The organism is Pseudomonas frigoris (assembly GCF_047758635.1).
Taxonomy (GTDB): domain Bacteria; phylum Pseudomonadota; class Gammaproteobacteria; order Pseudomonadales; family Pseudomonadaceae; genus Aquipseudomonas; species Aquipseudomonas frigoris.
Genome location: NZ_CP180479.1, coordinates 1,303,136 through 1,316,747 on the forward strand (window position 1 = coordinate 1,303,136; position 13,612 = coordinate 1,316,747).

General features: G+C 59.1%; 9 protein-coding genes. All 9 read right to left on the reverse strand.

What is annotated here, in order from left to right; all coding sequences use genetic code 11:
* Nucleotides 1–2: 2 nt before the first annotated feature.
* Nucleotides 3–1,568 (reverse strand): MBOAT family O-acyltransferase, encoded by a 1,566-nt coding sequence (locus ACMXYH_RS05875; RefSeq protein ID WP_149628763.1) that lies wholly within the window; start codon nucleotides 1,566–1,568, stop codon nucleotides 3–5.
* Between the two features lie 213 nt (nucleotides 1,569–1,781).
* A complete protein-coding gene (locus ACMXYH_RS05880) occupies nucleotides 1,782–2,915 on the reverse strand; it encodes a mannuronate-specific alginate lyase (protein WP_415766576.1) in 1,134 nt (377 codons plus the stop codon).
* Between the two features lie 10 nt (nucleotides 2,916–2,925).
* The gene (locus ACMXYH_RS05885; protein WP_129438298.1) at nucleotides 2,926–4,374 is read right to left on the reverse strand and encodes an alginate O-acetyltransferase; all 1,449 of its coding nucleotides are present in this window, start codon (nucleotides 4,372–4,374) and stop codon (nucleotides 2,926–2,928) included.
* 10 nt (nucleotides 4,375–4,384) lie between these two features.
* A complete protein-coding gene (gene algG, locus ACMXYH_RS05890; RefSeq protein ID WP_415766577.1) occupies nucleotides 4,385–5,974 on the reverse strand; it encodes a mannuronan 5-epimerase AlgG in 1,590 nt (529 codons plus the stop codon).
* 26 nt (nucleotides 5,975–6,000) lie between these two features.
* Entirely contained in the window at nucleotides 6,001–7,485 is a 1,485-nt protein-coding gene (locus ACMXYH_RS05895; protein WP_129438293.1) for an alginate export family protein, read from the reverse strand.
* A complete protein-coding gene (algK, locus tag ACMXYH_RS05900; RefSeq protein ID WP_415766578.1) occupies nucleotides 7,482–8,888 on the reverse strand; it encodes an alginate biosynthesis TPR repeat lipoprotein AlgK in 1,407 nt (468 codons plus the stop codon). Before algK ends, ACMXYH_RS05895 begins: the two co-directional genes overlap by 4 nt.
* Nucleotides 8,889–8,900: 12 nt before the next feature.
* Complete coding sequence (locus ACMXYH_RS05905; protein ID WP_129438290.1) at nucleotides 8,901–10,070, reverse strand: alginate biosynthesis protein Alg44; 1,170 nt, start codon at nucleotides 10,068–10,070, stop codon at nucleotides 8,901–8,903.
* Between the two features lie 35 nt (nucleotides 10,071–10,105).
* On the reverse strand, nucleotides 10,106–11,587 hold the full coding sequence (gene alg8, locus ACMXYH_RS05910) for a mannuronan synthase (protein WP_415766579.1): 1,482 nt from the start codon (nucleotides 11,585–11,587) through the stop codon (nucleotides 10,106–10,108).
* 210 nt (nucleotides 11,588–11,797) lie between these two features.
* On the reverse strand, nucleotides 11,798–13,114 hold the full coding sequence (locus tag ACMXYH_RS05915) for a nucleotide sugar dehydrogenase (protein ID WP_129438286.1): 1,317 nt from the start codon (nucleotides 13,112–13,114) through the stop codon (nucleotides 11,798–11,800).
* Nucleotides 13,115–13,612 lie beyond the last annotated feature (498 nt).

The following is a 13,612-nucleotide window of genomic DNA, read 5'->3' on the forward strand; positions in this document are numbered from 1 at the left end:
CCTCAGAACTGGAAGTAAAGGAACGGCGAGAAGCTTTGCGCCGAGAGTTTGAAAATCGAGGCGATGAACAACACCAGTACCAGCGTGCGCATCACGTAACGGGACCAGTCAGCGGTCCAGTAGGCCGGTTGCACGGTCGCTTCAACGCCAACGGTGTAGCCAGGTTCGTGGATGCTGCCCGGGTTGTCGCCCGGTACGGCTTTGATCATTCCAGGGGTCGCGGCAGCCGGGCCATCGGCCTCGACGTTCACAACAGGCTTGGTCTTCTCAGGCGGCAGGTTGGTGTAGAAGTCACGAATGCCGAAGAACGCCAGGGTCATGTAAGCCACCACCAGGGTCGCCACTTGCAGGCCGGTGAGGCTGGCCGCGTTGAGTTCCGACAGTGACCATTCGCCGAAGCTGAACATCGCGCCGTACATACGACCGGCGACGTGCAGGTTTTCCGAGCGGAAGATTACCCAGCCCATGACCACGAGCAGGAAGGTCAGCGCCCAGCGGATCGGGTTGATGCTGCGCGGCGACGTGTTCAGGCCGAGGGCTTTTTCGATCGCCAGCCACATGCCGTGCCAGGCGCCCCAGACGATGTACGTGATGTTCGCGCCGTGCCACAGACCACCGAGCAGCATGGTCAGGAACAGGTTGCGATAGGTCATCAGCGTACCTTTACGGTTACCGCCCAGCGTGATGTACAGGTAGTCACGCAACCAGGTGGACAGGCTGATGTGCCAGCGACGCCAGAACTCGGTGATCGACTGGCTGATGTACGGCTGTTTGAAGTTTTCCATGAAGCGGAAACCCATCATCAAGCCCAGACCGATTGCCATGTCGCTGTAACCGGAGAAGTCGAAATACAGCTGCGCGGTGTAGGCCAGCGCGCCGAGCCAGGCGTCGCCCGTGGTCGGGTTCTGCAAGGCGAAGCAATGGTCGGCCACGACCGCGAGGGTGTCGGCGATGAAGACCTTCTTGATGAAGCCCTGCATGAATCGCGTCGCACCTTCGGAGAACTTGTCGAGGGTGTGGGTACGGTTGTTGAACTGGTCGGCGAGATCGCGGAAGCGCAACACCGGACCGGCGATCAGGTGCGGGAAGATCGCCACGAAAGCGGCAAAGTCGATCAGGTTGCGGGTCGCCGGCGTGTCACCACGGTAGACGTCGATGATGTAGCTGATGGACTCGAAGATGTAGAACGAGATCCCGATCGGCAACAGCACGTGGGTCAGGATGAACGGCGACAGACCGACGGAGGTCATCATCGCGTTGATGCTGTCGACGCCGAAGTTGGCGTACTTGAAGTAGCCGAGAATGCACAGGTCGACGGCCACGCCCAGGAGCAACCAGCGTTGTGCCGGTTTGGTCCGAACGCCTGCGGCACCGACTTTGAGGCCGATCCAGTAGTTCCACAGCGTGACGGCTGCGAACAGCGCAAGGAAGTCCACGCGCCACCAGGCATAGAACACGTAGCTGGCGATCAGCAGCAGCAGGTTGCGATAGCGTATTCCGCTTAAGTAGTACATGCCGAGAAAGATCGGCAAGAACAAAAACAGGAACACGTTGGATGAAAATACCATCCCGGTCTCTCCATGTTTAACCAACAGTCAAGGGCCAATGGCCCCCCCTAACCCCCCACCGAAAACCGGAGGGCGTAACACACAAAACTCAAACTCGACACTGACCCCTGTGGGAGCGAGCTTGCTCGCGATAGCGGTCTGACATTCACATCGATGTCGACTGACACTCAGTCATCGCGAGCAAGCTCGCTCCCACAGGTTTTATATGTGCCTTCAGGAGCCTTTTTTGCCCTTCTCGTTCGCCGGGTCGTAGACCTTGGTCAGGTCACCACCGAGGCGGAAGGTTTTGAACGGCTGCATCTCGTGCTTTTTCTCAAGCACATCCGGCGAGCAGGTGTAGAGCGTGCAGAACGGTTCGAGCCAGGCGAATTTCGAGTCGACTTTCAGGTCGGTCATGTCCTGATCCTTACCGTTCTTGTTCTCGAATTCTTCCGGGTCTTCGACACCCGCGAGCACTCGATCACCCAGGCGTTTCAATGCGCCGTTGTTTTCCTGACGCAAGTCCACACCGTTGACCTGAGCGAAACTGGCGATCATCGCGAGCGGCGGCAGGGCGTAGTTGTGATAGGCGAGGGCGCGTTGCTGGCGCTTGAGTTCGTTGGGCAGGAAACCCTGGGCGTCGATTTGATTGGCGCCGACCTTGAATTCCTTCACCGACCAGTCGAACAGGTCGCGGCGGTTGGTGGCGATGGACGTTGCCATCACCGACCAGGCAGCCCAGTAGGAGTGGTTGTTGGTTTTTTCCAGCGGCAGGTTGTCCCAATCGCTGACCACCTGATCTGCCATTTTGCTGAACCAGGCTTCAATCAACTGCGACTCTTGCTGATGGTTCGCCAACGGATGCGAGTCGGAGAACTTCAGGCGAATGTAGGAGGACGCCATGCTGCCCAACGCCCATTTGCGCATGGACTTGCCGGTGTGGTTGAAGTCTTTGGACATCAACGCATCAGCCTTGGCCCAGGCGGTCAACCAATTGAGGGTGCATTCGAGCTGTTCCGGACGACCGTCACGCATGTACTGCATCACGCGCTTGCTGGTGCCGCGCTCAATCTTGGTGATGTCGGCCGTGGTGTCACGGAAGGCTTTCTCCGATGCCTCGTTCAGTGTCGAACGGGCCTTGTCGGAGCCTTCGTACTTGCTGCGAAATTGCAGCGAGCCGGTGTACGGCGTCGGCATCGCATCACAGCCTTCGCTCTTGTCGCCGGTTTTGACTTTTTCAATCGGCGCGAAGTATCCCTGTGGCGGACGCAGGGGCGCGGCTGCCTGGGTGGCGCCAGCGAACATCGCCAGAGTCAGCAGGGAGGGCGCGAGTAACTTTTTCAAAGTTCGGGTTTGCATGCATGTCATAAGAGTTGCCTCATTGCCCGGCTTGAGCGGTACGCTGCCCAACGCCAGGGAACACGTTGCGTTTGCAGATTTTCGCTTCGACTTTCTGTGGCGCGGCACCTGCTTCAGGGCCCTGGACTTCGACGGCCAGCAGATTCTGCGAGGCCCAGTCATCGTCCGTGCGCAACTCAAAGGCGAAACGCCCGTCGGTATCGGAGGTTTCCGGTTTCTCGATCTTGATGTCCTCGTGGCGACCGTTCATGTACCAGAGGGTGGCTTGCAGGGTTTTCACCGACGGATCGGCGAAGCGGATATCAACCTGGTGGCTGCTGTTTTGCAGGTTCAGGTTCTTGCTGTTGACCATCAATTCGTTCTTGCCCGGTTTCAACGTGGTGCTGCCGGTCATCTGTGCATCCTTTCCTTCGCAACCGTTGTCCAGCAGCGCCATCATCTGGCGGTAGATGGTTTCCTGGTCGAGGCGATAGAGCGGCGAGAATTCCCAGATCAGAATCTTCGGCGGCTTGGTCTGGAACTCTTCGCTGCCCAGGTACTGCAGCATCGAACCTTCCAGGCCACCGCCGGGGAACGCCACGTTGAGGATGTCGGCGCCGATGGCCTCTTCGAGGAAACCGGCGAAGTTGTAGTTCTTGCCACTGTGGCTGGTACCGACCAGGGTGACTTCCGGATTGCCGGAATCACTGAACAGATCGCCATCAGCTGCTTCGCCTTTCGGCTCGGTGGTGAACTGATCCATGTACTGGATCGCGTAGCTGGTGCCACAGAGTTGACCAGCCATGTTGTGTAACGTTCCGGTCTTGCCCATACGACCCGACTTATGGCTCTCGAATTCGCGCTTGGGCACGTCGGCAAAGGCCGGCATTTTCTTGATTTGCTCACCGACGATTTTCGCCGTGCGCTGGGCGCCATACGGCGTCCAGTGTTGGTCGCCCTGGAAGTAGAAATCGTGGGCCGGCAGAGTGTCAGGCAACGACTCGTTGGTCAGCGGCGACAGGTCCGGCACGGTGTAGCCCATGGCGGCGAAACGCCCGAGCATGGTCTTGTAGTTCTTCAGGGCCTTGTCGAAATCGTACTTGGCCTTGTCTTCCGGGTTGAGCTTGTTGCGGTTCACCAGGCCACGGGTCGGCTGGTAAACGATGACCAGTTCAATGCCTTTGCTCTTGAACGCATCGTGCAGTTCTTTCATGCGTTTGTAGCCGCCGGGTGTGGTGTCGAACTCGGTGCGCAAGTCTTCTTGCGTACGGAACAACCAGTCGCCCTGAGCCTGCACCAGCGTGGTGAAGTTCTGCTGGTAACGCGTGGTGTAGTTCTTCGGGTCGTTGGCTGCCGGACACAGGCTGCAGCACGGCTCGGCGCTGAAGGCAGGTGCTTTGGCTTCATCGGCACGAGCGCCGGCGCTGGCCGCGAAAATGCCGACGGTCAGAGCCGACAGGCTGAGTAATTTGATCAAGTGTGGGTGCATAAAATTATCCTCAGTCCCGCATTTCGGTCTGGCGTTCGACAGGGTCGATCAGCACGGCTTTCTGCTGGCGTACCAGCAGGTCGAGAATTTCATCCTGGCGCTCACCGAGAATTCCCGAGAAGCTGATGCCGCTGGATTTGGTCGGTGCGAGCATGGACACGCGATACAACTCGACGCTCAGCGGCGAGTCGATGGACAGTGGTCCGCTGCCGTTGCCGGCCAGTTCGCCGCCGACCACGATCAGGGACACCTGGGCGTCGAACGGGTCGAGCTTAATGTCACGGTCCGTGTCGCTCAGGTCCTTGATGTGTCCGTAGACACCGGTCAGGCCGTTGGCCATGGACAGGTTTTCGTAGAGGCGGATGTTCACGCTGTTACGAATCCGGATGCCGTGACGCTTGTTGCTGATCACCTTGTTGCCCCACAGCAGGTTGTCGCCACTCTCGTAGAGGGTGATGCCGTCGGTGTGGTTCTTGTAGATCTCGTTGTAGGCGATCAGGTTGTTCACGCTGTTACGGTCGATCACCAGGCCCGACAACTTGTTGTCGTAGCTGCGGTTGTTGAAGATGAAACTGTCGTTCACTTCTCGGGAAATAATGATCCCGTGCTTCTTCTTGGTACCGAATACCGTGTTGTCGGCAATGATCAGACCGTGGGAACGGTCATGCGGGTCAATGCCATAGACGATGTTGTCTTTGTAGGTGTTGCCCTTGACCACAAAGTCGCGGGCTTCGTAGCAGTAGAAGCCGTACCACATGTCCGAGAACTCGGAGCCGACGATCCAGCCGGTCGGTTCAGGGCGCTTGAGCACCTTGGCCATGTTCGGCGTGTATTGGGAAATACTCACGCCATAGGACTTACTGTTGGCGTAGCCGAAACTGGCGATTTTGCTGTTGGCGATGTAGGTCTCGGTGCCGCCCCAGGACAGCAGGAACGGACGGAATTCCTTCGGCGACTTGAAGGCCGCCGGGCCGTTTGCCTTCTCGCTCCAGCCAGTGATTTTGGTATCACGCACAAACAGCTGACCGTCGTTGACCAGGAACGAACCGGCCTCTTGGGACAGGCGCAATTCCTGGGTCTGCTTGTCGATTTCCAGAATGCCGTGTCTACCGACCACGATCGGCAACTTCGCCAGGAACACACCCGGCGAGGTTTCACTGAAGTACTGCTTGGGCACCTTCTTGGCCAGATCCTTGAGGTTCATGTAGCCGTCGTCGACGAAGATGGCCTGCGGGATGCCGTGCTGACGCACCACCCATTCAGACATCTTGTTGTCGCCGCCGATGAAGTCCTTCAGCGCGTCTTCCTGCATCATCCGGCGCACGCTGATTTTGCCGGCCGTGGCGCGCACGATTTTCGCGGCGATGGCTTCGGCGGTGTAGCCGGACGTGTCCGGCAGTTTCGGTTTGGCCAGCTCCAGCGGCGCAGTCGGTGCGCTGCTGACGGTGTAGGTCCTGGCCTGTTGCAACCCCTTGGCAATGGTCGCCGGCTGGCCTTTGTGAACGGGCGAGGCCGGCTCCACAGTGGCGAAGACTGCCGTGCTGGCCAGCAACATCGCGCTGGCCAGCAAGGTTATCGAGCCTCTCTTCGGACTGTTCATGTCAGGAACTCCCTTAGCGGTTCGCATCAGAAGCGCCAGATCACGTCGACAAACGCGCGGTGCATGTACGAGTCGACGCCTTTGCCGTACGCATCACCGGGCTTGAACACGCCGCCACGCAAACGCACCAGGGCCGAAGGCTCATCGATCGATTGGCTCAAGGCTGCGGGCAGCAGGCCTTGCTTGAAGTACTTGGTGACGACCACGTCCATTTCCTGACCGAGGTCGTTGTTGCCATCTTGCAGCGGCAGGGAAGTGCTGGAAAGAATCGCGCCGGTCGCGTCGTCGGTGTTGTTCTCGACGGCGTTGATGCCGTTGCTGCCGACCGGCTTGCTGCCGTCGACGCGCCAGAATTTGTGGTAGATCACACTGGCGTCGTATTCGTCGTTGAGCATCCACGAACCGAACAAGGTAGCGGACTGCATATTGTTCGTTTCACCACGGAACGCTTCGCCGAAACGGTGAACCCGCGAGCGAGTACCGGTGTAGTTCGAACGGTTGCTTTGCAGGCCGTTCTGTTCGTAATCAGCGCTGGCACGGGCATAAGCTGCACCCACTTGCCATTGCGGATCGAGGCGCAGACGCACACCCAAATCGGTGGCCCAACCATCAACATTGCCATTGGTTTTGGCTTGTGCCGGAGCGGTGCCATCGGCGTTCAACGGGTTGACCTTGTCGCGGTCGCCGCTCATGCCGGTGACGCTGCCCCAGTAGTTGACGGTGTTTGTGTTGCGCCAGTTGTAGGCATCGCTGTCGGCGGTGAGGCCGATCCAGCTGATGTCGCCGTTCTGTTTCTTGTCCAGCGAGTCGCCGGCCACACCCGGTTGCGGGTAGTCGAGCTTGCCGTCATCGTGGGTGTGATGACCACGAATGCCGACCCAGTTGCCTGGGGTCCACTGGTACGCCGCATCGGCGTAAGCGTGCAGGCGATCCTTGTCCTTGGGCGCGAGTTCTGTGAGGTCGGTGCGGTACTCGCTGAAGCGTTCGGCAACACCGGCGTTGGCGCGCAACAGGGTAGTGTCGAAGGTCCAGTTCAGGGCTTCGATGTTGGTGTCGCGCCATTGGCCGTCGTCATTGCGCAGGCGCTGGCGACCGAGTTTGAGCATCTCGCCGGGGTAGGGCGTGAGGCCGCTGTAGCCGACCCAGAATTCACGCATCGCCAGGTAATTTTTCTTGGACGTGCGATCACCGCTGTTGGTGGTCTGGTTGGCGTCGTCGGCCTGTTGCAGGGTGTCGGTTTCGATGATGTCGGTGGACGTCACCGCCTGGCCCATGGCGTAGGCGCTCCACGCGCCGCTCTCGCCATAGATCCACGGACGCAAGTCGAGGCCGACGCCATTGACGTCACCGCCCTTGGCAGTGCCGAGGTCGGCGTCGTCTTCGGACTGGGCGGTGACTTTCACGTCAAGGCCGTAGTTCTTGCTTTCAGTCAGGGCCGCCAGGGTCGGGCACGACCACAAGAGGGCGAATGACAGGCCTATACCGGCCTTAACGAATGGATTCAACTTCATAGGGATTCCTCGCCGTCTTCTTCTTCCAGGGCATGCAGTTCCAGCGGGTTCTGGCTCAAGGCACCACGAACGGCCTGTTCTTGTTTCAACAGGCGTTGGGCCTCGGCGAGCTGGGCAGGCGGCAGTTGGGCTTCGAGTGTTTGTGCAAGCTCGGTGGCTTGCGGGGTGTTCTGAGCCTTGGCCAATTGGCTGAAGACATAAGCGTTAAGCGGGTCGGGCCGGGTGCCCTTGCCTTGGGAGAACAGTTGGGCAATGGCGAAGTCGGCGCTGTTCTGACCGTTACGCGCAGCCTTGAGCAGGTGATTCAGCGCTTTCTGCGAATAGACCTTGCCCAGGTAACCGCGACGGTAGATCTGGCCGAGGTAGTAATCGGCGGCCACTTCTCTGTCGACGGCTTTCTTGAAGTGTTCTTCGGCGACCTTCGCGTCGGCCGGCACCATTTTGCCTTCGTAGTAGAGCTTGCCCAGCAACAGTTCGGCACGCGGCTGGTCGGCGGCGCGGCCGTTGTCCAGGTACTTCATCATCTTGTCGACGTCACCCAGTTCCGGGAAGTCGTAGAGCAGTTGCGCCAGGCTGACCCAGGAAGCGGGGTAGCCGGGTGCGATGCCTTCGAGCAGCGACTGGGCGGTTTTCTCGTCGGTCGTGCCCAGGGATGCATCGCCCAGTACGCGGGCCACGCTGTCCACCCGCTGGGCGGAAACCGCGCCGCGAGCCTGAGCGGCTTGCATTTGCTTGATCAGCTCGGCCTGTTTCTCTGGCTGGGCTTTTTTCTGATAGACCGTGGCCAGTTCGACGTAGCAGATGTCGGTGGTGTTCAACGCGGCTTTGCAGATCGTTTCCACTTCGTCCAGATGCTGGTCGTAAGTGCCCTGGGTGCGATAGAGCAGCACTTGGGCCAGGCCCGCTTCCGGCTTGCCTTCGGCGCGCCATTGGCTGATCTGCTGTTGTGCGTTGACGTTCGGGAAACTGTGCGGGTATTGCAGGTACAACATGGCCAACGGGATCAGGGTGTTGCCTTCGCCTGCGGCAGTGGCTTTCTTCAACAGGCCTTCGGCTTCGTGCTGTTCGGCTTCGGTGGAGCCGGGTTTGGCCACCAGCAGACGACCCAGGCGAGCCTGAGCCCGCGGCGAAACGCTGGCCGCAGCGCGATAAGTCGCCTCGGCTTTCTTGATCTGCGTCGGGTCACGGCTGTCGACCTGGATATCGGCGAGGCCAACCTGTGCTTCGCTGTAGCCCAGGTCTGCCAATTGCTGGTAATTCTGCGCCGCCAGCGTGGTATCACCGCGCTTGAGGGCTTCGTTGGCCAGACGCTGGTCGGGCAGGCCGGCGCATCCGGCCAGGGCGATTGCCATGGCCAGAGTCAGCGGGACTGGCAGGATTCTGAGTGGGCTAGTCACGGGCATGTCCTCTTGTTTTTATCGACCGGCGGCCATGGCTTTGTCGATCAGCCAGTTCAGGTTCGGACCACGGGTGGCGTTGACTTCAACCGGGCGACCGGCGAATTTGCTGTCCAGCGGCTCGTCAGGCTTGATCAGCACGCGGATGTCGGACGACAGGTCGGCGCTTTTCAGGCTGGTGCTGCTGATGATCGTGCCGGAGCGGGTTTTGTCTTCGCCGGCGATCTGGAAGCTGACCGAGCTGCCTGGCAGCACGTCGCCGAACTGGCGATAGGAGAAGCGCGCTTCAACGTTGGCTTCGCTGTTACGCGGCACCAGTTGGAAGATCACATCGCCCTTGCTGGCGTACTGACCGTTGGCGACCATTTGCTGCGCTACGGTGCAATCACACGGCGACGTCAGGGTGCCGGTCATTTGCTTGCCGAATAGTTCTTCAACCTTGGCCGGTTGTAATTGATTGTCGTCAAGATGGCCCTTGAGTACGTCGAGCATGCTGGTGCTGAACGTCGCCAGTGGCGCGCCTTTGGCCGCAACGCCGTCGGTTTTGATCAGGCTCTGCACCGTGCCGTCGCGCGGCATGGTGATGTTCATACCTGCCACGCTGACCAGACCGGCCTGGGCGTGGCTGACGAAGTACATGCCGTACACCGACTTGAAGATGAAGCCGAATGCCGTCAGACCGACGAGGAAGATCGCGAAGCTGAAGGTCACTGCACGCAGACGACCGAACGGGGTCATGCCGTGGCCGCCATCCTTGTTCTTGCGCGCCTTGGTGAAGTTGTCGCGTTGCAGGGTGGCCAGCACTTCACCCATGGTGACGATGTCGCCGGCCAGGTGCGAAGTGATCAGGTGGCGCAGGGTGGAAATATCCTGGGATTCGAGGTTCTGGAACTGGCAACCGGTACGACCGGTTTCGCGGTCGTGGGAGCGCACCAGTAACTCGACGTCCATGGCCAGGCCGAGGTTATCGATGACGAACTGCAGGCGAGCCTTGTACACATCGCCGATCTTCAATGGCAGCTGACCGGCGTTGAAAGCCAGGCCGCCAGCGGAGAGGTCGATGACCCGAGCTTCTACCGGGGTCCGGTCAGGACCGTAGAAGCGCAGCTTGGCCGGGATTTTTACCCGGGCGTGCTGGCGCTGGGCTTCTGATTCATGCACTACGTTGGCGTTGACGGCGGTATTCATATGGACGATTTCCTAGTTAATTCAGGCGAGTTCGGTCAGACCATCATCAGCAGCACAGCAACAAAAATGCTGCCGGCGGAGAAGGTCATGGTCCGAGACGACCAAGTGTTGAACCAACCTTGAAAGCTGGCGAGATCACGGGTCAGGGAAGTGGGCTGGCGAGTCCAGGACTGTCGGTCGAGGCGGAAGAACACGTAGATCTTCACCAGCGCGCCGACGATCTGGTTGTAATAGAGAATCGCCGGGTAGGCCGGGCCGATCGTGTGACCGGACAAAGACAGCAGCACGGTCAGGATCAGACGGGTAATGCCGATCCACAGCAGGTAAACCAGGATGAACGCGATGCCGTACTTGAAGCTGGCGATGATCGCGACGGTCAGGCCCAACAGCGATGTCCACATCGATACACGCTGGTCGAACAGCACCACCGAAGTGAACAGGCCGAGACGTTTCATACCCAGGCCCAAGGCGCGGGAGTTCTGCCGCAGGTTGTTGCCGTACCAGCGGAACATCAGTTTGCGACTGGCCTTGATGAAGCTTTTTTCCGGCGGGTGTTCCACGGTGTGAATGGCGGCGTCCGGTACGTAGAACGTGTCGTAGCCCAGGCGCATCAAGCTGAACCAGCTCGACTTGTCATCACCGGTGAGGAACTTGAAGCGACCCAGGCGCCAGTGTTGCAGCGAGTCGCTTTCCACGTCGGCGATGAAGTCCGGGTTGGTCACCACGGTGGCGCGGAATACCGACATCCGCCCGGTCATGGTCAGCACGCGCTTGGACAGGGCCATCGAGCACATATTGATGTGGCGCTGGGCGAATCGCAGTTTGTGCCACTCGCTCATGATGTAGCCGCCGCGCACTTCGCAGAACTCGTTGGTGGTCAGGCCGCCGACATTGCCGAACAGCTGGAACCACGGCACGGTCTTGAGCACGACGCCTTCGGCGAGCACCGTGTCGCCATCGATCACTGCAACCACTGCGCGGTCGTCCGGCAGGTGGCGGGAGATGGCGCGGAAACCGTAAGCCAGGCCATCGCGCTTGCCGGTGCCGGGAATGCGCACGAAGTCGAGCTTGACGCGAGCCGGTGGATTCATTTTGGCCCAAAGGCTTTTCACCAGCTTCTCATCGGACATTTCCACGATGGAGCAGACCATGGTGGTCGGCAGGCCGCAGTCGATCGCTTCGCGAATCACCGAGGCGTAGACCTGGGCGGTGGTCAGCGCGTCGATACGAAAACTGGTGACCATCAGAAACACATGGGACGGGTCTGCCGCTTTACCCAGCTTGCGCACTTTGCGCCGCAGGTGCGGGTAGACCACGTACAGAAACAGCATGCCGCGCAAAAAGTGCGTGGCACCCATCGAGTAGCGCCAGATACCGACGATACCGATCAGGAAGATGAAGTCCTTCGACTCGGAGTCGAACGTGGACGCAGGCAACGCCATGGCGATGCCCATCAAAATACTTAAGTAAAACAGCCAACCGGCGGCCTGAAGTAGGCCGTGCTTTAGCCTGTGCATAATCTGCATCCGTCTCTATCTCGGGCGAGCCTGTGGGGTGGCCCGATGGGGTTAAGGCAGGCTTACGAAAACTGGCGACATCCGGTCTGGATGACGCCAGAAATCCTGTAGGAGCTGGCGAAGCCTGCGATCTTTTGATCTTTCGCTTGAAACTCAAGTGGACCTGGAAAGATCGCAGCCTCGTTTCACTCGACAGCTCCTACGACCGCATTACCAGCAGATGCCTTCAGTCCGGCCACTCACGCTGGTGGCTTGGGACATGAAACCGACCAGGTCGATCACTTGCTTGCCGTGTGGAGCGTTCTGCGCCAGAGCGCGGAACTTCTCGTCACGGTTGCCGAGGATGATCACGTCGGAGCTGTTGATCACGTCGTCGAAATTGGAGTTGAGCAAGGACGAGACGTGAGGGATCTTCGACTCGATGTAATCCTTGTTCGCACCGTGGACACGGGCGTATTCGACGTTGGTGTCGTAGATGCTCAGGTCGTAGCCCTTGCCGATCAGCATTTCCGCCAGATCAACCAGTGGGCTTTCGCGCAGGTCGTCAGTACCGGCCTTGAAACTCAGACCCAGCAGGGCGACTTTGCGTTTGCCGTGGCTGGTGACGATGTCGAAGGCGTTCTGCACCTGGGACTCGTTACTGCGCATCAGCGAGTTGAGCAGCGGTGCTTCCACATCCAGGGAACCGGCGCGGTAGGTCAGGGCGCGAACGTCCTTCGGCAGGCAGGAACCGCCGAACGCGAAACCAGGGCGCATGTAGTACTGGGACAGGTTCAGCGTCTTGTCCTGGCAGACCACTTCCATCACTTCGCGACCATCGACGCCGACAGCCTTGGCGATGTTGCCGATCTCGTTGGCGAAGGTCACCTTGGTGGCGTGCCACACGTTGCAGGTGTACTTGATCATCTCGGCCACGGCGATGTCCTTGCGGATGATCGGAGCGTCGAGTTCTTCGTACAGCGATTGCAGAACGTCGCCGCTCGCCTTGTCGAACTCGCCGATGACGGTCATTGGCGGCAGGTCGTAATCGGCGATCGCGGTGCTTTCACGCAGGAACTCAGGGTTCACTGCAACGCCGAAGTCGACGCCGGCTTTCTTGCCGGAGCAGTCTTCGAGGATCGGGATCACTACGTTTGCCACAGTGCCTGGCAGTACGGTGCTGCGAACCACGATGGTGTGACGGGTGGTCTTGTCACGCAGGACAAAACCGATCTCGCGGCACACGGCTTCGATGTAGTTCAGTTCCAGGTCGCCGTTCTTCTTGCTCGGCGTGCCGACGCAGATCATCGACAGGTCGGTGTCACGAATCGCCTCGGCGAAGTTGGTCGTGCCGCGCAATTTGCCCGTCTCGATACCCTTCTGCAGAAGCTCGCCCAGACCCGGTTCAACGATCGGCGATTTACCGGCGTTGATCATATCGATTTTGTCTTTGGCAACATCGACGCCAACGACGTCATGGCCCCGTGCAGACAGGCAACCGGCACATACTGCGCCGACGTAACCCAAACCAAATATGCTGATGCGCATCGCAATTACCTCTGTGTTTATCAAGCCATTACATGGCCGGAGTTAATGGTGTTCAGCGGTGGTAGTGCACTCGGAAGTGCGCCTTAAAGGCGCCACAATGCCGCGTGCAGGCATATAAGTTCCGAGTGTCTAAATAAGTTCACTCAAAAGGTGCGCAACTAGGCTTTTATTGTTATGGCGTGCCCTGTTATGCAGCAGATCTTCTAATCAGAAGACATTCGTGCAAAGGTCTTGCGCGCTCAATGCCAGGCGGAAGCCCGTAAATCAAGCGGTTGGGTGCTCAGGTGAGCACGTTTATAGGGGCGCAGCCTTGGCCTCGTAGGGGATACTCAAGATGTTTATCTCCTATCCTTCATGTGTTGCCCAAATCAGGGACCCGTTCGCGGAAGTTAATGTGACAACTTTGCTACGTGAATCTCTTCTCTGCGTAAGTTATCTCGTACAAGCTCAGAGAGAATGGTTACCGGTGGTATGAGCGACGCATTTGGACATAGTTCC

What these genes read in the sequence shown, in the direction of transcription:
- ACMXYH_RS05880 (WP_415766576.1), bottom strand. Translation starts at nt 2,915, where the DNA reads ATGACATGCATGCAAACCCGAACTTTGAAAAAGTTACTCGCGCCCTCC.
- ACMXYH_RS05885 (WP_129438298.1), bottom strand. Translation starts at nt 4,374, where the DNA reads ATGCACCCACACTTGATCAAATTACTCAGCCTGTCGGCTCTGACCGTC.
- alg8 (WP_415766579.1), bottom strand. Translation starts at nt 11,587, where the DNA reads ATGCACAGGCTAAAGCACGGCCTACTTCAGGCCGCCGGTTGGCTGTTT.
- ACMXYH_RS05895 (WP_129438293.1), bottom strand. Translation starts at nt 7,485, where the DNA reads ATGAAGTTGAATCCATTCGTTAAGGCCGGTATAGGCCTGTCATTCGCC.
- algG (WP_415766577.1), bottom strand. Translation starts at nt 5,974, where the DNA reads ATGAACAGTCCGAAGAGAGGCTCGATAACCTTGCTGGCCAGCGCGATG.
- ACMXYH_RS05875 (WP_149628763.1), bottom strand. Translation starts at nt 1,568, where the DNA reads ATGGTATTTTCATCCAACGTGTTCCTGTTTTTGTTCTTGCCGATCTTT.
- ACMXYH_RS05915 (WP_129438286.1), bottom strand. Translation starts at nt 13,114, where the DNA reads ATGCGCATCAGCATATTTGGTTTGGGTTACGTCGGCGCAGTATGTGCC.
- ACMXYH_RS05905 (WP_129438290.1), bottom strand. Translation starts at nt 10,070, where the DNA reads ATGAATACCGCCGTCAACGCCAACGTAGTGCATGAATCAGAAGCCCAG.
- algK (WP_415766578.1), bottom strand. Translation starts at nt 8,888, where the DNA reads ATGCCCGTGACTAGCCCACTCAGAATCCTGCCAGTCCCGCTGACTCTG.